This is a genomic window from Agrobacterium vitis, assembly GCF_037039395.1.
Lineage (GTDB): Bacteria > Pseudomonadota > Alphaproteobacteria > Rhizobiales > Rhizobiaceae > Allorhizobium > Allorhizobium vitis_E.
This window is the reverse complement of record NZ_CP146242.1, coordinates 3,098,330-3,114,722: the sequence shown is the minus strand read 5'-3', so window position 1 is coordinate 3,114,722 and position 16,393 is coordinate 3,098,330. Positions and strand designations below refer to the sequence as shown.

Annotated in this window: 18 protein-coding genes and 1 pseudogene; 3 read left to right on the top strand and 16 right to left on the bottom strand. The window is 55.4% G+C overall.

What is annotated here, in order from left to right:
- Positions 1–242 precede the first annotated feature (242 nt).
- Together V6582_RS16925 and V6582_RS16920 are read right to left on the bottom strand one after the other, a co-directional pair.
- Entirely contained in the window at positions 243–2,654 is a 2,412-nt protein-coding gene (locus V6582_RS16925; protein WP_156632654.1) for a restriction endonuclease, read from the bottom strand.
- 101 nt (positions 2,655–2,755) lie between these two features.
- Positions 2,756–3,127 (bottom strand): annotated as a pseudogene (locus V6582_RS16920) (DNA adenine methylase); the annotation flags it as partial.
- Positions 3,128–3,452: 325 nt separating this feature from the next.
- Between V6582_RS16920 and V6582_RS16915 the strand changes: the two are divergent.
- Positions 3,453–4,481 (top strand): IS110 family transposase, encoded by a 1,029-nt coding sequence (locus V6582_RS16915; RefSeq protein ID WP_060718548.1) that lies wholly within the window; start codon positions 3,453–3,455, stop codon positions 4,479–4,481.
- Between the two features lie 148 nt (positions 4,482–4,629).
- On the opposite strand, the gene V6582_RS16910 is transcribed toward V6582_RS16915, so the two are convergent.
- Genes V6582_RS16910 through V6582_RS16875 form a run of 8 tightly spaced genes read right to left on the bottom strand, consistent with a single transcriptional unit; the run spans position 4,630 to position 10,084 of the window.
- Positions 4,630–5,922, bottom strand: a complete 1,293-nt coding sequence (locus V6582_RS16910) for a DUF935 domain-containing protein (protein ID WP_234889906.1) — start codon at positions 5,920–5,922, stop codon at positions 4,630–4,632.
- The gene (locus tag V6582_RS16905) at positions 5,922–7,280 is read right to left on the bottom strand and encodes a terminase large subunit domain-containing protein (protein WP_156634885.1); all 1,359 of its coding nucleotides are present in this window, start codon (positions 7,278–7,280) and stop codon (positions 5,922–5,924) included. The genes V6582_RS16910 and V6582_RS16905 overlap by 1 nt, the downstream gene beginning before the upstream one ends.
- Complete coding sequence (locus V6582_RS16900) at positions 7,277–7,876, bottom strand: DUF3486 family protein (protein WP_156634886.1); 600 nt, start codon at positions 7,874–7,876, stop codon at positions 7,277–7,279. Before V6582_RS16900 ends, V6582_RS16905 begins: the two co-directional genes overlap by 4 nt.
- A 2-nt stretch (positions 7,877–7,878) precedes the next feature.
- The gene (locus V6582_RS16895) at positions 7,879–8,196 is read right to left on the bottom strand and encodes a hypothetical protein (RefSeq protein ID WP_041696869.1); all 318 of its coding nucleotides are present in this window, start codon (positions 8,194–8,196) and stop codon (positions 7,879–7,881) included.
- Entirely contained in the window at positions 8,177–8,422 is a 246-nt protein-coding gene (locus V6582_RS16890; protein WP_234889907.1) for a hypothetical protein, read from the bottom strand. Before V6582_RS16890 ends, V6582_RS16895 begins: the two co-directional genes overlap by 20 nt.
- Positions 8,419–8,883, bottom strand: a complete 465-nt coding sequence (locus V6582_RS16885; RefSeq protein ID WP_071203634.1) for a hypothetical protein — start codon at positions 8,881–8,883, stop codon at positions 8,419–8,421. Before V6582_RS16885 ends, V6582_RS16890 begins: the two co-directional genes overlap by 4 nt.
- The gene (locus V6582_RS16880; RefSeq protein ID WP_156634887.1) at positions 8,880–9,734 is read right to left on the bottom strand and encodes a ParB/RepB/Spo0J family partition protein; all 855 of its coding nucleotides are present in this window, start codon (positions 9,732–9,734) and stop codon (positions 8,880–8,882) included. The genes V6582_RS16885 and V6582_RS16880 overlap by 4 nt, the downstream gene beginning before the upstream one ends.
- Positions 9,734–10,084, bottom strand: a complete 351-nt coding sequence (locus V6582_RS16875) for a hypothetical protein (protein ID WP_070148838.1) — start codon at positions 10,082–10,084, stop codon at positions 9,734–9,736. Before V6582_RS16875 ends, V6582_RS16880 begins: the two co-directional genes overlap by 1 nt.
- A 150-nt stretch (positions 10,085–10,234) precedes the next feature.
- Here V6582_RS16875 and V6582_RS16870 point away from each other — a divergent pair, with 150 nt between their 5' ends.
- The gene (locus tag V6582_RS16870) at positions 10,235–10,483 is read left to right on the top strand and encodes a hypothetical protein (protein WP_156634888.1); all 249 of its coding nucleotides are present in this window, start codon (positions 10,235–10,237) and stop codon (positions 10,481–10,483) included.
- On the opposite strand, the gene V6582_RS16865 is transcribed toward V6582_RS16870, so the two are convergent.
- Both V6582_RS16865 and V6582_RS16860 read right to left on the bottom strand, forming a co-directional pair.
- Positions 10,433–10,669, bottom strand: coding sequence for a hypothetical protein (locus V6582_RS16865; protein WP_156536945.1), 237 nt, complete (start codon positions 10,667–10,669; stop codon positions 10,433–10,435). The genes V6582_RS16870 and V6582_RS16865 overlap by 51 nt on opposite strands.
- 153 nt (positions 10,670–10,822) lie before the next feature.
- Positions 10,823–11,161, bottom strand: a complete 339-nt coding sequence (locus V6582_RS16860) for a helix-turn-helix domain-containing protein (protein ID WP_156634889.1) — start codon at positions 11,159–11,161, stop codon at positions 10,823–10,825.
- A 48-nt stretch (positions 11,162–11,209) separates the two neighbouring features.
- Between V6582_RS16860 and V6582_RS16855 the strand changes: the two genes are divergently transcribed.
- Entirely contained in the window at positions 11,210–11,989 is a 780-nt protein-coding gene (locus V6582_RS16855) for an XRE family transcriptional regulator (protein ID WP_234889908.1), read from the top strand.
- A 90-nt stretch (positions 11,990–12,079) separates the two neighbouring features.
- Here the strand turns inward: V6582_RS16855 and V6582_RS16850 are convergent, their stop codons facing one another.
- The 4 genes from V6582_RS16850 to V6582_RS16835 form a co-directional block, all read right to left on the bottom strand.
- The gene (locus V6582_RS16850; RefSeq protein ID WP_349508892.1) at positions 12,080–12,610 is read right to left on the bottom strand and encodes a hypothetical protein; all 531 of its coding nucleotides are present in this window, start codon (positions 12,608–12,610) and stop codon (positions 12,080–12,082) included.
- 397 nt (positions 12,611–13,007) lie between these two features.
- Entirely contained in the window at positions 13,008–14,099 is a 1,092-nt protein-coding gene (locus V6582_RS16845; RefSeq protein ID WP_349508847.1) for an IS5 family transposase, read from the bottom strand.
- A 17-nt stretch (positions 14,100–14,116) separates the two neighbouring features.
- The gene (locus V6582_RS16840) at positions 14,117–14,461 is read right to left on the bottom strand and encodes a hypothetical protein (protein ID WP_156634872.1); all 345 of its coding nucleotides are present in this window, start codon (positions 14,459–14,461) and stop codon (positions 14,117–14,119) included.
- Between the two features lies 1 nt (position 14,462).
- A complete protein-coding gene (locus V6582_RS16835) occupies positions 14,463–16,307 on the bottom strand; it encodes an AAA family ATPase (protein ID WP_156634871.1) in 1,845 nt (614 codons plus the stop codon).
- Positions 16,308–16,393: the final 86 nt, after the last annotated feature.

The following is a 16,393-nucleotide window of genomic DNA, read 5'->3' as shown; positions in this document are numbered from 1 at the left end:
AAACCGGAAAAATGAAACTTGCAGTCCGGCGGTTGTCGACGATATCGAATCATCGGAGCAAAACCCTTGCTGGCTTCAAATCCGAGTATTTTTGAAAGACTTTTTAATTCTTTGAAGTCGGTTCAGAGGGTAACTGCAGCCCCTATAAGCACCGTTTCGCATTGATTTCCGAACCTGCGGTCATTGGGACGGAAGCTGAGTTAGCTACTGTTTGTACGCCAGAGTGAGCGTGGTACCGCCCGCTAAGAGCGATCACCCCTCAATGATCCAAACATCTCCGAAATACTCAGATCACCGGACAACTCCATATGCGACCGCTCCTTCCACTCGGCTTGCATATGGTCGGCGTATTGATCTTCACGCTCTTCGAACTCGGCGTTTGCCTCCTCGACCCGCCGGATCATCGCATCGACATCGACTCCGAGCTCATCGCGGAACACCTCCAAGTCCTCAATCAAACCATAAAACGCGTCACTCGAGCGACATTCGCCCAGGTCATCGGAGAAGTTCTGAAGCTGATACCTAGCAAAGCTTTCCCTAATCATGACCACTTCACGCCCCTCGTCCTGTATCTCGACCACGCCTAGAATTTCGCGCAGCTCGTCCGATCGACAGCCAGTTCGCGCTTCTTGCAAGACCGCATCGAGAACCGTGTTCCGCATGGATGTGATACTGACAGCAGACACCGACACCGCCGAGTCCATCGCGCGGATTAGGTTGACCGCGTCGTTGATCTGCGGCCGCTCGGTGCCCCACTCTTCAATTAGCCGCACATAGGCTGGTGTGATCAGCGCGTGGATCGCAGGTGCTCTGAGCCGCTCAGCCAGCTCAAATATAATCGTAAGTCTTTGTTCAAACGTCGGGCCGAAATAGGCGACGCCGCCTTTGAAGGCGAACCGCCGACATTGGGCCGCCAACCGGGCGATTGATGGGGCAATCCTGTTCGCATCGCGTTCGAGCGCAGCTAGGATGTTAGCACCTTGGTTGGCCTTCGCCAGCTCCCAAATTCGCTCGATTTGCTCGAAGCGCGCCGCCTCCTGGATCAGGTCGACGGCATTATCCGGCGCGTCGCGCACGACAGAATTGAGCAGATCGAGCACGGAAGGATCGATCACCTCAAACCCCTCGTTACCCCAAGGCTTGATGAAGCTATTTACCACTTCTCGGACGCCAGTCCTGAAGTCTTCAGGCCGTGTGGAGAAGCGGTAGCGCGCGGCACGATGCGCGTGGAGCGGTCCAAAGGCACCCTCTAGCATGCCTCCACCACACCGACCGCCAAGAGCTAGCATAGCAAGCAGCACCGAGCGGCCCGCCTCGGAAATTTCCTGCTCATAGGCGTGACGCCAGATTTCGGATGGATCGCGCAGGAGATTATTGACGAAGCCGCGGTAGTGCTCGACTGGCACATACGTCAGACGGCGGTAGGATGACAACCACTCGATCAGGCGCGGATTGAACTTCTCATGCTTTACGATCTGCATGTAAAATTTATCCCGCAACAGTTCGTCACAATAGGCGTTGGGCAGGTCGCTAAAGTAGAGATGGTTGTAGAGAATACGGGCCCGCTGCATCGTCGTATAGCTCGGCATGTTCAATGTGACACGTAGATCATCCAGCCCGGCGTGACGCAGCCGTTCTGAGCGACTCAACGCTTGGGAGAAGACATGCTCGCGGGTGGTAAGCACAAGTCGCGCGTCTGGCGTCGACCTAATCATGGAAATAAAATTGAGCAGCGCGCGATCATTGGAGCCGTGGATACGGTCCCCAGCGAAAGTCGCTCCCATGAAGTCGTCAAAATAAAAAATCTGCCGTGAGCCGGGCTGGAATAGCTTTTCACCTTCTTCGACGTCGCGCTGGATTAGGATAGCCTGGTAGCACTGCTCAAGGTGCGTATATAGCAACAGATCTGCGAGCGTCGTCTTACCGACGCCTGGTGGGCCGGCAATGATAACTACTCGTTGGTCTGCAAGCATCTGTAGCGCTGTCGGATAAGTATCGCTCGCTACGTACCGGCGCGCCTGTTGATAGACTTGGCGCGCCTTGAACTCGCTGCGGGTGAGCGCCGCATTGTGAATGACCCGGTCAAGGACGCCTCGGCTTGCCAACCAAAGCTTATAGTGGCGACCTTCAATATCGGAATGCTGGCCTATCAAATTATTGAGGTCTTCTGGTCCTATGATATCATGGGGTTTTAAATACTCGGTGCCGATGATCTCGACGATCGCGTCTTTATTCGCCGGCGACAGCGGAACAGAGGTTACAACGACGTACCGTGAGGGAGCCAAACGTCGGACCTTGATGGCTTCCGGCTTCAGATCACGCATCAGGCCCGTTAGGCCAGTACGGAGGTAATGCTTGACTTGGATGATGGTCTTCGACGGCCCGGCGGCATAACGCAGATCTATGCCGCCATCGCGGCCACCCTTGAAGCTTTCAATATCGACTCGCCAATGAGCCTGCAGTAGATCGCGAGTTAGAACCTCAAGATCATGTGGAGATAGTTGATGGAAGTCGTAGTCTGGCATATCTGGCAAGCAGCCCCATTCTTTTTTGGCAGTTTTGCCATTTATGCGCCTCGGTAGGTTACCAATACTACAGGCATCCCCACGACGACCTAAGTTGTCATTTAAAGTTGTACGAACCTTGTTCGTCAAGGTCACTCGTCTGAAACGTGGACGACGCCAGCTTTCGAACAATTTTCGAACTGCCTCGAACGAGAGACATGGAGGCGCAAAGCTGGCATCAAGCACCCGTCTCAACAGAACCCCTCCCTACCCCAATAAATCAACTCCCGCGCCTCAATCCCCTTCCCGCCTGACACCGAGTAGGACAACTCTGCCCCCTCAACTGGGAACCCTGCGAATATCTCCCGGACCTCTGGACGGTCATTTATGGACAAGATAAACCGCCCTTGAAGGGTCTTTAAGCGCCCTGCAAGAACCTCGAACTGATCCCGCTCGAACAGCGCCTTGCCGTAATCGTTCTCACACCCGAAGTACGGCGGGTCGAGATAGAACAGCACGCCCGGCCGGTCATACCGATTGATGAAGGCCAGGCAGTCCAGGTTCTCGATGACGACGCCAGATAGGCGCTCGTGGACATCTTCCAGGAGCGGAGCAAGCCGGGTTCCTCCAGCGTCGTCACCTTGCTCAAGGCATCAGCCAAACCATCGACGACAGGTGGGGTCATTTCCTTCCAGTCCTCGGCCGCGATCTTGGCAGCCGCCATATCGATCGCGTCCTGATCGCTCCCCGCCATCTGACTTTGCGCAGCGACTTTCGGCGGTGGAGCATCCTCCTGGTCAGACGATGGTGCTGGCGCTGCCGCCTGAGGAACGAGCAGCTCCTCGTCCGCGTCCGGATCCGGCAAGCCAAGCTTGATGATGTGGACACCCCCACCACTACCGCCGAGAATATCGGCAGGGACCAATCAAACGTTGGAAAGGAAACGGGATGTCCAGGCTGACAATCGGAATCGACCTTGCAAAGAATGTCTTCCAGGTTCACGGCATTGATGACAGCAGTCGTGTCGTGATCGCTCAGAAACTCCGGCGCACACACCTTCTTGCATTCTTTGCCAAGCTGGAGCCGAGTCTGATCGGCATGGAGGCGTGCGGCTCCGCGCATCACTGGGCTCGCGAACTGACAGGCATGGGCCATGAGGTCAAGCTGATGGCGCCGGCTTATGTGAAGCCGTACGTGAAGCGGGGGAAGAACGACATGGTGGATGCCGAGGCGATCTGCGAGGCTGTGACCCGGCCGACCATGCGGTTCGTTCCAATCAAAACCGCGTCGCAGCAGTCGATCCTGATGGTGCACAAGTCGCGTGCTCTCCTCATCCGGCAGAGGACCATGCTGGTGAACGCCTTACGAGGCCATCTCACCGAGATCGGCATCGTGGCGCCGGTCGGGATCGAAAGAACGGCAGAGCTCGTCGAGCGGGTGCTCGCACACGAGCCGACAGAGCTGGACGTTCCGCCGCTCGTGACTGACATTGTCGTATCCTTGGCCAGGCAAATCGACTCCCTGACCGCCGAGGTCAGGACACTTGAAGCCAAGATACGCGAATGGCAACGAACGAGCGAAGCAGGCCGCAGGCTTGCGACGATCCCGGGCGTCGGCGTCATCACTGCCACAGCACTGGCGGCGACGGTGCCTGATGCGTCAGTCTTCAGGTCGGGGCGAGAATTTGCCGCATGGCTCGGGCTGACGCCACGATCGAATTCGTCTGGAGGAAAAGAGCGCCTCGGCAGGATCACGAAGGCCGGGAACCGATATCTGCGAACGCTGCTGATCGTCGGCGCGACAGCCGTCCTCAGGCATGTCAGGCATAAGATGCACGGGCCGCTCATCGAGTGGGTCAGGAAATTGTTGTTAACGAAGCCCCCGCGCCTGACGACCGTGGCGCTGGCGAACAAGATGGCGCGGATCGCATGGGCCGTGATGACTCGGCAGACGGTATACACAAACGCCATCGCATAGAAACCGACGCACCAGCGTCACCGAGTTCGGAGGGCCTGCCAGACGATCGTGATGAATACCGGTTCCGCCGGGGATCAGGACAACCCGTTCGCGAGACTGCATCTGCAGAATGCGCTTTTTTGATTGGGACCATGATCCGCGGATTTCATCAAGGCCCGCGGCCGTTCGGCCGATCATCAGAGAGGCCGGACATATGCGAGCAGCCAGCCGGGTTCAAAAAGATCAGAAGAAAGGCTTGACCGAGGGGGTGTCCACATATGTCTCGCATGGTCGACATGCCGACCTTCAGCCCGAGTGGCACGAGCTTGACAACATTGGCAACGAGATCGTTGACGTCGGTTTCATCCGGCCGACCGATGCGGATCTTCGGGTATTTTTTGCGCGAGCCCAAATTGAGCGCGACCAGCGGAATGACGAGGTCGCGGTTGAGCGTCGAGGCCAGTTGCCGAGCATCGGCCCGCTCGATATCGTCACGCACGCCGTCATGCACCTTGCCGACGGCATAACCGCCAGCCTGCGCATCAGTCGTCGCGGTCTGACCAAGCACGAGCTTGGAGATCTGACGGTCGAGCCAATCGGCCCGCCGCTCATAAAGATCGATGCTGCCGGAGAGCTGAGCCTGCACGAACTCGACCGCCATGCTTTCCGGGATGGTGGCTGCAAAGTCTGCCGCAATGCTGCTGACGGCGCGCAGCAGGACCTCCTTGTCCTTTTCGGAAGCGCTTAAACCATATTTGCCGAGGCGCAACGGCTGCCCATACGCCTCACAAAAAATCGCCCAATCTGTCGCCGTGAAGGTCTTGAACAGATAGGCCCAGGCCGCCGACCGCGCCAAGCCGCCTCGGATCGGAAGGCCGGACTTGATCTTGGCTTTGTGGACGATCCACTTCGCCGGCCAGAGATCCTCATCGCCTGCAAGACCGCGCAGCCGGAGCGTCTCGCCATCGTCTCGATCAAACACGAACCAGCGCGGATCGCGCCATTTCAGCGCCTCGATCGTCCACTGGCCCTCGGACGTATCCCAGATGATTTCGGTGGCGGAAAAGCCTTTGCCGACCGCGTCGAGAATGTCGAACAGCTCGTCTTCAAGATCGTCGCGCCCGATGACGTCACGCACCAGATCGGCTGCCGCGACATCATCGGCACTATCGCTGGCGGCCTCGACTGTAATCTCCAGGCCCGCGACCTGGCGCTTTCGCACGCCAAGCACGCCAGCATAATGCTCGTTGCGCTCTTCCATGTCTTCGGCCAGTTCCAGATACCGCTCCGGATCGCCGTCGATCGATTCCCGAAGGATGCGCGCCAGCTTCGGTGGTGTCAGCCCCGGGGCCTGATGATTGCCGACAGGACGGCGAACACCGGTCACCGTAGGTGCCGCCTGCTCTTGTCTGATCTGGCCGCTGCTGATCGGATTGCCGTATTGGTCGAGGATCTGGGCCATCAATAGCCTCCACGTCTGTTGCGCATCGAGGAGACGCGGTAGGGCTCATCGTCACCCTGCTGTTCTGCGAACTTGGATGGTGGTGCCGGCGCTGGCTGATAGCCGTATTCACCCACGATGCCGTCGGCAGCATGGATGCCCAGGAACGCTGCCCAGGTGCGGTCGGCGTGATCGTCATCGCGCTCGGCCACAAAGCGAGGCGCACCGGTGGCAGACGCTACTTTACGCAGTTTGTGAAGATCGGCGCGCAGCTTCTGATCGCCCTGGCTGATACGCACGGTGCGATCCTCGAACCGCTCCTTGCCGCGTGTCGCCATAACCAGCTTGTTTGGCCCGGTGAACAACACGCCTTCGATCCGACTGCCATAGCGGATCTGGGCGTCTTCCGTGACTTTCTCGCCCATGCCCGTCTGGTCGATACAAGCCCGGCCGACGCGGTAGCGGGTCATGACATCATCGAAGGCTTCGTCCATTTCGGCAAAAGTGGCGCGCTTCTGCTCGATCCGTTCACGCTCCCAAAGCACATCGCCGATCTGCTCCCAGACCCAGATGACGTGCAGATCCTCGCGCCGACCGATATCGCGGCCGACGAAGCAGACATTGCCCTGATAGCCTTCCGGGTCTCCGGCACGCTCATCCTCGCAGGACGAAATCAGATCGTAGGACAGCCAGGCGCTCGCCTGGTCCAGCCACTTCAGCTCGAACTCCTGCGCCCAGCTATCCTCATCGGCAAGACCGGCGCGCAGCTCGTCGATGTCGCGCGGCAACCCGTCCCGCACCGCCTGGTAGATGTCGACGACATGGCGGCTCCAGGGATCATCGATCGGCCCGGTTGCCAGCTCATAGAATTTATTGCTCTTGCCGTTTGGCGTGGATGTCACCCGGATGTTCCAGCCCTTGGAAATGACAGGAAACAACGCCCGCCAGATCTGCTGGCTGTCTTTGTGGAAAGCGAATTCATCGAGAAAGACATTGGCGGAAAAGCCGCGCGCCGTGTCCGGATTGGCTGGCAGCGCCGTGATCTTGGAGCCATGAGGCAACGTGACCTCCAGCGCTTTATGCGTGCCGCTCTCGCCTTCCCAATCGAACTCAGCCTCCTGAAACGCCAGATCATAAGCCTTACAATGGACCTTGATGCCCTCGTTCATGGCTTCCCGCGCCTGGCGTTCACCACGCGACAGGATCACCCAGCGTTCGCGCTTGCCGGACACGGCCGCTTCAAAGCAGGTGTCCACAGTCTCCAGAGTCGTCGTAAAGGTCTTGCCGGTCTGGCGGGCAAACATGCCGAGCTTGAAGCGCGAGCGATCGAGCAGCCAGCGTTGCTGATAGCCATAAAGCGGAACGGCTGGGGATTTCATTTCTCGAAAATCCCGTAAATGTCTTCGCGGATCTTGCGCAGAACCTCCTGCCCATCAGGCTTGCCCTGGGCTTCCATCTGGTTGGAAACCGTCGCAAAGACCTTGTCGGCCTTTTGCTTGAAATCAGCCTCGACCTTGCGCCGGCGATCCGAAGACACGGTTTGCGCCTGGGTGGAGGCGCGCAGCGCATTGGCCAGAGCCATCGCGCCCTTCGGATCAATACCGCTTTCGCCCTTGCTGGTGAGCAGTTCGAAGATCAGCGTCTTGATCGCTTCGGCCGCGATCAAGGTCAGATCGTCGCTGGACTGGGCATCGAACTTGCCAGCAATCACCGTTGCGATCTCACGGGTTTCATCCAGCCGCCGGGTCATCGATGCCAGGCGCAAGGAATAGCGGTTGAAGGAGCTGAAGGACGGGATGCTGATCTCCAGCTCGCCACGATATTCCCGATCGAGCGCCTGAAGCTTGGCGACGAACTCCTTATAAATGTCGGTTTGCGTCCGGTCGCGGTCCTGCAGGGCCTCGGATGCCCAGGCAACGATCGGTCCGCATTCTTCCGGCAACAGTTCAATGCCACTTAAGCGTCCGCGCCCCATGATCAGATCCCCGGCCGACGCGGGCGGGCAACGCCCTCGATGGTGATTTCGCGATCCAGGTGCCGTTTGCCATGGTCGGACAAGGTCGCTAGCTTGATCTCGTCATCGATATCGATGACGGTCAGCGCGCCCAGGTTCCGCAGATATTCGATCTGCTGGTTGAGCCAGGGCCGATCTTGATAGATCGCATTCAGGCGCAATGCTGGAGCCAGCAAGGCAGACGAAAGGCTTTCGCTTTGCTGCTTTGCCAGCTCCTGGAGAATGACCAGGCGGGCTTTCTCCCTGGTCAGCTTTTCATAATCAACCGCGATGCTGCTCATTCTTTGCTTGCTCCAAAAGGACTTCGTTCAGCCGCTCGCCCATGGCCTGGATGGGGGCTAGTTTTTGCTCCATGGCCGAAAATCGACCTGCTTGTGCGACTTCGATCGTGTTGAGACGTCCGGCGATTTCCGCCATGGACAGTTCAAGGCGATGGGTCGTGCCGCGATCGGGTAGATCCGGCAGCTTCAGCTCCGCAAGCTCGGCCAGCGAAAACCACTCCTTCATGACCGCCCCCTGGAAACCAGCGTCACAGGGCGCGCACTTTGGCGGCGGATTTCCGCCTCGATGCGCTTGCGCTCCTGCCGCAGCCTGGAGATTTCAGCCAGCCGCGCCTCGTCGCCGATCAACACGGTCACGCCCTGAACAGAGGCAACCTCATCCCAAAGCCAGAGCGCGCCCGTGGCATGAACAAAGGCCGTGAAACGGATCAGCGTCACATCGTGACCATTGCGGCTTTCGGCGGTATAGGCGTCCAGCGTGGCTTTGCTGACATTCGGCAGGCCGAGATAGTGGGCCATGCGAGCGGCAATGGTGGGCCGGTCGTAGTCGCATTCGCGGATGGCGCGGGCCATCGCCCGTTTGATCTTGGCACGGTAGCGATCGATATCGACCTGCTTTGCCCCATCGCGCACCGGGAAAACCGGCTGGGCGAAAAAGTCGAGCTGGGAAGGGTCCGGCTTGCTCATTGGACAGCCTCTCGAACATCATCCACCAGACCGATGGACTGAAGGAAGCGCTGGCGTGTTGTCTCATCGGCCCCCTTCCAGGCCGTCTTTAGCTGATGAAGCACGATCGCCTGCTTGTCGGCCTCCGAGATCGGTGGTGCTGGGTCTTTCGCCCAGGCCAGAACCTTTTTGATATCCGGTTCCTTCTCCAGTCCGGCAACGATCCCCGCTTGCTTGCTCGGACCGGCTTTGGCGAGCTTGAGCAGAAGCGATTGATTGTCGGCGGCTGGGGTGCCGCGAAGCGCGGTACGAAGTGCGGGGGAAAGGCTTTGGGCAATCCTGTTGAGGCGCTCTATGGACCGCTTCGAAAAGCCGAGGCGTTCAGCCACATGTTCAGAGAAGCCTTGTCCAGCCTCTTCTTGAAACAGCAGTGCCAAATTTGCTCGATCACCGACCAAAGCGACAACTTGTCGCTTTGATTTCTGGTCACCGCCTGGGGTGATCCTCCCGTACTTCTGCTCCCACACATCGCGGTAGCTCTGCACGAAAATCGCCCGGTCGATCACCGAAAGCTCGTTGCGAAACAGGTTCTCGGTGATCTCAAGCAATTGCGCCTCGGCCTTGTCGGCCTCGACCACCATGGCCTCGATTTCGCTTTCATCATTCAGCACCATGGCTCTCAGGCGATGAGCGCCGGCGACAAGCGTATAGTTTCCGCCCTTGGCAGCCCTCGTGCTGCGCACGGTGATCGGGTTGAGCAGCCCATGTTCGACAATGCTCTGGGCAATCGCCAGGGCATGATCTTCCTCGACCGCCCGCAGGCGCTCCGGAACCACGATCTGGTCGATAGGGATGGTTTTGAACTCGGCCATCAGGCGGCGTCCTCCATGCGGGCAGTCAGCGAGGCGCGCGCCGCAGCCGCCATCCTGCAATAATGCTGTTCAAATCGTGGGGTCTGCAGGCGGCGGTCGATCGTTCGCAGCGCCCGGTTCACGGCCTCGCGGGAGCGTTCCTGATGCTCCACCACCCGTCGTTTGGGGATCAGAAACACCCGAACCATCAGGTGAATAACCACCTGCCGGGCCAGTGCCGCATCGAACCATTCATGTGGCGGGTCGATGATCGCCTGGACTGTGAGATGCGGAAAACCGTCATGCACAGCCATCACGCAGGCATGAAACGCCCCGTCATGCAGCGACGCCTGGGAGTGGAGGTTCAGCATGAGCACCCCCCCATTTTCGCGGTCACCCGGTAACCCAACCGGCTATTTTGGTCAGGGCGAATCAGGGGAGCATAGCGGTCTCGGAGCTGCCCAAACGCAGCCCCGAGACCTGTCATCAACTCGCAACGAAGATACGAGGAGACGATTCGAATGAAGAGAACGAAAGAAGAGCGTATTGCAGCGATCATGAAAGGTGTTCGCGAGGCCGATGCTCGGCTTTGGCGGCATCCTTTGGCCGAAGCGACAGTGAGCCTTCTTAAAGACGGCACGCCAGTCACGGTAGAAAACCTGATTACCCGTCTCGAGGTCACCGGAGAAACCGGGGCCGCGATACTCAGACGAGAGGTGTCAGAGGCGGCCATTGAGCGCCTCCGCGAGATTGTCGTGAAGAAGGATTGACGACAGAAGCTGGGCGGCGATCACTTCGTCCTGCTTGTAGGGCAATGCTTCCAAGGCAAGGTCAACAAGCCGTCCAGTTGTTTCGTCCTCACCAGCTGCAGCGATCAACTTGTACATGACTGCGTCGGCGGCATCCGCCTTGATGGGAAGGGCTTTGGTGACAATTTGGGTGTCTCGATTTGTCATTGTTCAGCTCGACGTTTCGGGTGAAGATTTATGTGTGGAGCGGACGGCTGGACTGGACAGCCGGAACGAGAGCTCTTGCAATGGACGCTTTCTGTTCTGCCGGTGAAAACCCGGATGCCAAAGGCTAGAACAGCGTGCCGCCCGCACCACACCTCAGGCCGCCTCGCGGGCGCCGGAGCTTTCGAGGCGGCGTTTTTCCATGTTGGGCGGGCGCTGATAGTTTTCAGGCGGCTGCGGTGCGCGGCGTTGGCCATCAGGATGATACCGGCTGCGCCACAACAGATGCGGACGGGTCTTCAAGGCAGCGGCAATCGCCCGTTCGCCGGCCAGATTGGCCTGCTGCAACGTGTTCCCGGCCGTGCCGCGCGGCAAGCCATATTCCCGGTCGATCGCCAGCAGCGTGAGACCGGCCACATTGAGCCTGGCTTTTATGCGATTTATCTCATCAAGGCGCAGTTTCGCTGCCTTGTCCGTAACACGGCCACGGTGCATAATAGTTCCTCGTTGTGAACGGGGAGGCCCTGACTGGCCTCCTTTTTCATGGGTGATTTGATCTGTATTTATAGAGAGGATAAAGCGGATTTCCGTCTTTGTAAAGCGCTTTTCCGTTTTATTGCGTGTTACGATTTGGCAAGACCTGAAGTCGATCCAAAAACGCCCATGGCTGCGCGTCTCCGCGAATTTCGCAGAGCGATCGGAGATCCAGATCGTGAGGAGTTTGCTCGCTCTATAGGTGTCAGTAAAACCACTTTGGCGTCTTATGAACGAGGAGAGTCTGAGCCTACCGCCTCAGTGCTATTTGCCTATCGCAAAAAGCACGGCGCTGATGTTCTTTGGCTTGTTGGTGGCGAAGGCGAAATGCGCGGATCGCAGTTATCTAGCGCTGCCGTTGCAGAACGCGACTTCGTATTAATGCCACAATACGACGTCTGCGCTTCAGCCGGAATAGGCCGCCTCCCCGTCAACCAGATGCCAACCAGCGAAACAGCATTCGAGCGAAAATTCCTCCGAGATCTCGGCGGCGCCCCCGACCACTGTTTCCTCATGTGGTCCACCGGCGACAGCATGCTGCCCTCAATCCCCGACAACGCCCTCCTCATCGTCGACGCCAGCCAAACCACTGTCGACCACGGCCGCATCTACGTCTTCAGCGTAGGCAACGCCGTCCTGGTCAAACGGGCTAACTGGCGCATGGACGGAAGATTAGAGCTAATCTCAGACAACACAGCCGGGAAGTACCCGATCGAGACGTTTGACGCCAACCGGGTTGAGGATCTGGCGGTGGTTGGACGGGTGATTTTTGTGGGACATCCGCCATGAATTCATAAAATCATCCAACCGTCTGCCAAATAATAAAGAAGCATAACAGTTGAAATCGTAGAGTTAAGCTCTTCACATGAATTCATGTCTTTAAATTAAATCTGAAAAATCTAATCTAGCAGCAGGCTTGTTTTCTCCTACTTCAATTCTTTCTCCAGATTTCACATCAACATTGGCGAACTCTATACCATTCTTGCCATCCCAATGCATTAGCCTCAAAGCTAAACCAGCATTAGTGACATGCGTCCTCCACGCTTTTGCGCCGTCAAACGTCCTTACGTATTGTCCCGTTAAGCTGAATGGATTCACTTGACGGTTACATTTACCTGCAACAAGCTGACTGCAAAGCTCCCGAACGGCTGTACCATAGCGTCCATCTCCAAGGCACTCGACCCTTTCGAGGCTAGCCATAAATTCTGATCCCAACGCAAACTGACGCAATTTGGCAGAGCCAACTTCCTCTCCAGCATCACGAAGAAGAGATAGTGCCCCGAGAGTAATAGCGAAATGCAAATCATTTGCACAATTTGCCCGTCTCCATACAACGTCCGCAGTGAAACTGTCTATTAGATCCGAGAGCGAATTTAATGTCTGAATTTCTGCATCAAAATAAACTGGCAATGGACTACCCGGCGGCGTCCCAAGAACGTTTAGAAGCGTTGCCTTCACACCAAACAAAGTTGGGGCCGTGGAAAAAAAAGCAGACCCAAGCCTAATGTTTTGCCCCAATAACCGTGCTGACGCGGCGGATACAAATGCGCGCTTACTCTCATCAGCAAGAATCAGAGGTGCAACCGGTGGCAGTTCCGGCACACTTCCGAAATCGACCAGCTCAAGAACCTCCGGAAAGGTATCCGAGCTAGCTCGAGTGCAATTGGACACCTCGATTTACCGGTCGCAGTTGGCAAGATGGTGCCGTGGATGTATTTCCGCGATGAACTCGCGCGGATGATCGCCCATTTTTTGTGATGATTGCCGCATCTGCGGCATGCATTTCGGCCTTCCGGCCAGCTGCGCGTTATGCGGTCCGTGGTTTTCCAGTCAGCCAGACATAGCGAAGCATGTTGTAGGTGATATTGGCCATGCCGATCTTCACCCTCGCTCGGCTGATTCCGATGGTGCGCACGAAGAGCTTCATCTTGTCCTTCTGCCGCGCAAAGACATGTTCGATGGCGGAGCGGACCTTCGAACGACGGCCGTTGGCGCGCGACATCGCCTCCGGCATGGGTTTGCCCTTTGGCTTCTTCTGATGGATGTCGGACTTTAGGCCATTGTCCTGCAACCATTCCTCGTTGGTCTTGGAGCGATAGGCCGTATCGGCCCAGACCGTCGACGCGGTATTGTCTTTGGTCACTACGTTTCGAAGCTGGGCTCCGTCATGGGCGCTCGCACTCGTCACCGTCCATCCCCGGATAAAGCCATGGGCTCGGTCGATGCCTGCATGGTTTTTGTAACCAAACATTGGAATGGCAATATCGTGCTGGCCAGTCGTCGTCGACGTCGGCGTCTCCGTTGGCCGTTTCGCCTTGGAATACTTCACTGTCCATCGCGCGTCGCGGTCCTTCTGGGCCAGCCTGGCGGGTTTATCCTTCCAGTCCTCAGGGATTTCGCCGGCCTTGATCGCGTCTTTCTCGTCCTGGCTGTTATGTTGCTTGGGAGCCTGGATGATCGTGGCGTCAACGATCTGCCCGCCTTTGGCCAGATATCCGGAACGTGAGAGATGCTTGTCGAAACGGGCAAACAGATTATCAATGGCACCTGCACGCACCAAACTCTCTCGGAACAGCCAGATCGTCTTGGCATCCGGCACCTTCTGCGAAAGGGAAAGGCCAAGGAAACGCATAAACGACAGCCGGTCCTGGATAACAAACTCTGCTTGGTCGTCGGAGAGATTATAAAGCGCTTGCAGCACCAGGATTTTAAACATCAGAACCGACGGAAATGGTGGACGTCCACCCTTCGATCCGTCGGACCGCTTCAGCGCCTTCGCTAAAGGTTTTTCAAATATCGCCCATGGAATGATGCTGTTGAGCTTCTCCAGCGGATCGCCGACGGCACTCAGCCGTTCGTAACGATCATCCAAATCCCAAAAGCCCGGTTGCCCACGCATCATCCGCTCCCAGAAAATCACACTGGCCGGATTGAATCATGAAACGCGGAAAATGGGGAGGTTTTTAGAGGTGTCCAATTTCCAAATAAGATTTGATAACGCTGAACGAGGTCGTTTGCAGAATAGACATGCTTCAAATTCATTAAGTCAAGAAATTCTTCAATCTGGTGAAAGTCTGGACCCAAATTGGCGCACCAAAGAGTTTCTTCGGCCCTTGACGAAATAACAATTTCGACGGGAACATCATGCTGAGAAAGCTCCGAAAAATGAATAATTCTTTCGATAAGCTCTTGGCCTGATTGATCGTCAATCGCATAATTCGGCACTGCTAGTAGTGCTGTATCTAAATATATCGCTGTCATGTTAGTGCCTGCTCTTCGATCTACGCTTCGCAGCCGCTTTAAGCAACCTTGCGATATCCTTTTGGCTTTGATCAAAGAAATCCTTAGGCCAATTCTCGATGGCTCCGAATTCAGTCACCTGAACAGGCGTGATTACACTTTGTCCGTTTTCCTTTTCCGTGAACAGAATACTCAACAGCGGCCTGACTGCATCAGCATCCGAAAGTGCAATGCGTAACCGAAATCGATCTATTAGATATTCGCTATGAGTTTCAAGCAGCATCTGCTTTCCGTCCAAAGCAAGCGCCAAGAAAAAGTCCGCCAATCTTGCCTGCACACGAGGATGAAGATGCAATTCGGGCTGTTCAAATATTAGTAGGCTACCGGGCTTAGCTAACAAGGCAGTTACCACGAGAGGAAGCACCTGGCTAACCCCAACCCCAACATTAGTGAGATCATGCCACCGGTCTAAATTATCCGTAGCCACCTGCAATCGATTTCCAAAAACCCCGCTGTCAGTCGACTTAACTTCATCCGCTACACCGAGGTACGCAAGCCAACTGACGGTCGCGTCATGAAGGCTAATCGTGACTTTTTCTGCATCCGTAACATAGTCGAACTCGAAGCCTTCACCTGGAGGCTGATGCATGGATACAAATTTATCACTGTTTAATTGAAAAACTGCCGCAGTGTGCTCGCCACGATACCCAACATCCGTCGTGCTCTCCAAAGCCTCGAGGGGATAAACTGGCCTAGGAGCGTCCCGTAGAGGACCAAGATATCGAACACCTTGCCTAAAAAAGTCTTTCACGTAATCCGACGAGATACGAGTAATACGTGGGATATCCAGATCGTATGTTAAATTTTTTGTGCTTTCAACTAGAAGTGCGTCAGACAATAATGTACGAAGTAAGACAAAATCCTGTCTATCGCTCTTTTTTTGATCAACCAGAGAGCTCCAAGAAAAGATGTTACCTGGCAGCGACGATATAATTTGCCTTACATCGTTTGCAATGATTGAATCATTAACATCAATCACTTTAAAATTTTTCTTAGAAAGCCATTCATTCAGGACATTAATTACTACAGGTGAAATAACTTCATTTCCTAGATTGCTATGTTTAGCCAAGTTTGAATGAGGCGTACACAAAAAGGAAGCAAGTTCATTAGCTTTTTGAGCCGCCGCATCATACTTAAATAAAATTAAATCCGGTAAAAAATGACGCGCGATACCTGCTTCAATAGTTAGATTTGGTCTATTTGCGGAAATTTGCGCTAGGCTTTCGTCGTCAATTTCTACATTGAAATGCCGAAAAGGATTTGCCCCATAATCCGGATCAACTGGACCAAACGGCAGTGCTTTTGTCGTAAGCGTTATACATGCAGGTTCATTTAAACTTTCTGCATCGTATGTAGAATATAAGCTTGATCGCTGGAGAACTATTTTGTTTTTCAAGCCACCATCAGGTTCTTGCCCAAAAAATTGACGAAACTCTGCTTCAACAGAAATTGTTTGGAGACCAGTAGAACCTTGCGCATAAATTCTATCAAGACTTTGCCTAGGCCATATAGGAGCGCTCGAAGTTCCCTGATTAACATCTAAATCGAAAGCGATTGAAAGAGTTTCATTTTCAGCGTCGAAATTTCGAACATCGCTAAATTCACCCATCCGAAGCAGCGGCCCATTTAGAGCAAGGCTTCTATCCGGGGCTCCATATTGTATTGTTTGCTTTAAAAGCAGGATGCTTTGAATTATACTACTTTTACCACTGCTGTTCGCACCGGCAAGAATGTTGATGCTATTAAATTTCAATTCGGGGGGATTACGAAACGATTTGAAATTTTTAATGTTCCATTTTTTTATCATTCAATTCTCCGCCGATTTTTTTTCAAATTAAATGAAAATTCGTTAATTTCAACCTAAAGGATGACGTAGTAATGATATTCGCGCAC

Excerpts from the sequence above, each read along its gene's own strand:
- V6582_RS16915 (WP_060718548.1), top strand. The coding sequence starts at position 3,453 with ATGTCCAGGCTGACAATCGGAATCGACCTTGCAAAGAATGTCTTCCAG.
- V6582_RS16910 (WP_234889906.1), bottom strand. The coding sequence starts at position 5,922 with ATGGCCCAGATCCTCGACCAATACGGCAATCCGATCAGCAGCGGCCAG.
- V6582_RS16905 (WP_156634885.1), bottom strand. The coding sequence starts at position 7,280 with ATGAAATCCCCAGCCGTTCCGCTTTATGGCTATCAGCAACGCTGGCTG.
- V6582_RS16900 (WP_156634886.1), bottom strand. The coding sequence starts at position 7,876 with ATGGGGCGCGGACGCTTAAGTGGCATTGAACTGTTGCCGGAAGAATGC.
- V6582_RS16895 (WP_041696869.1), bottom strand. The coding sequence starts at position 8,196 with ATGAGCAGCATCGCGGTTGATTATGAAAAGCTGACCAGGGAGAAAGCC.
- V6582_RS16890 (WP_234889907.1), bottom strand. The coding sequence starts at position 8,422 with ATGAAGGAGTGGTTTTCGCTGGCCGAGCTTGCGGAGCTGAAGCTGCCG.
- V6582_RS16885 (WP_071203634.1), bottom strand. The coding sequence starts at position 8,883 with ATGAGCAAGCCGGACCCTTCCCAGCTCGACTTTTTCGCCCAGCCGGTT.
- V6582_RS16880 (WP_156634887.1), bottom strand. The coding sequence starts at position 9,734 with ATGGCCGAGTTCAAAACCATCCCTATCGACCAGATCGTGGTTCCGGAG.
- V6582_RS16875 (WP_070148838.1), bottom strand. The coding sequence starts at position 10,084 with ATGCTGAACCTCCACTCCCAGGCGTCGCTGCATGACGGGGCGTTTCAT.
- V6582_RS16870 (WP_156634888.1), top strand. The coding sequence starts at position 10,235 with ATGAAGAGAACGAAAGAAGAGCGTATTGCAGCGATCATGAAAGGTGTT.
- V6582_RS16865 (WP_156536945.1), bottom strand. The coding sequence starts at position 10,669 with ATGACAAATCGAGACACCCAAATTGTCACCAAAGCCCTTCCCATCAAG.
- V6582_RS16860 (WP_156634889.1), bottom strand. The coding sequence starts at position 11,161 with ATGCACCGTGGCCGTGTTACGGACAAGGCAGCGAAACTGCGCCTTGAT.
- V6582_RS16855 (WP_234889908.1), top strand. The coding sequence starts at position 11,210 with ATGGGTGATTTGATCTGTATTTATAGAGAGGATAAAGCGGATTTCCGT.
- V6582_RS16845 (WP_349508847.1), bottom strand. The coding sequence starts at position 14,099 with ATGCGTGGGCAACCGGGCTTTTGGGATTTGGATGATCGTTACGAACGG.
- V6582_RS16840 (WP_156634872.1), bottom strand. The coding sequence starts at position 14,461 with ATGACAGCGATATATTTAGATACAGCACTACTAGCAGTGCCGAATTAT.
- V6582_RS16835 (WP_156634871.1), bottom strand. The coding sequence starts at position 16,307 with ATGATAAAAAAATGGAACATTAAAAATTTCAAATCGTTTCGTAATCCC.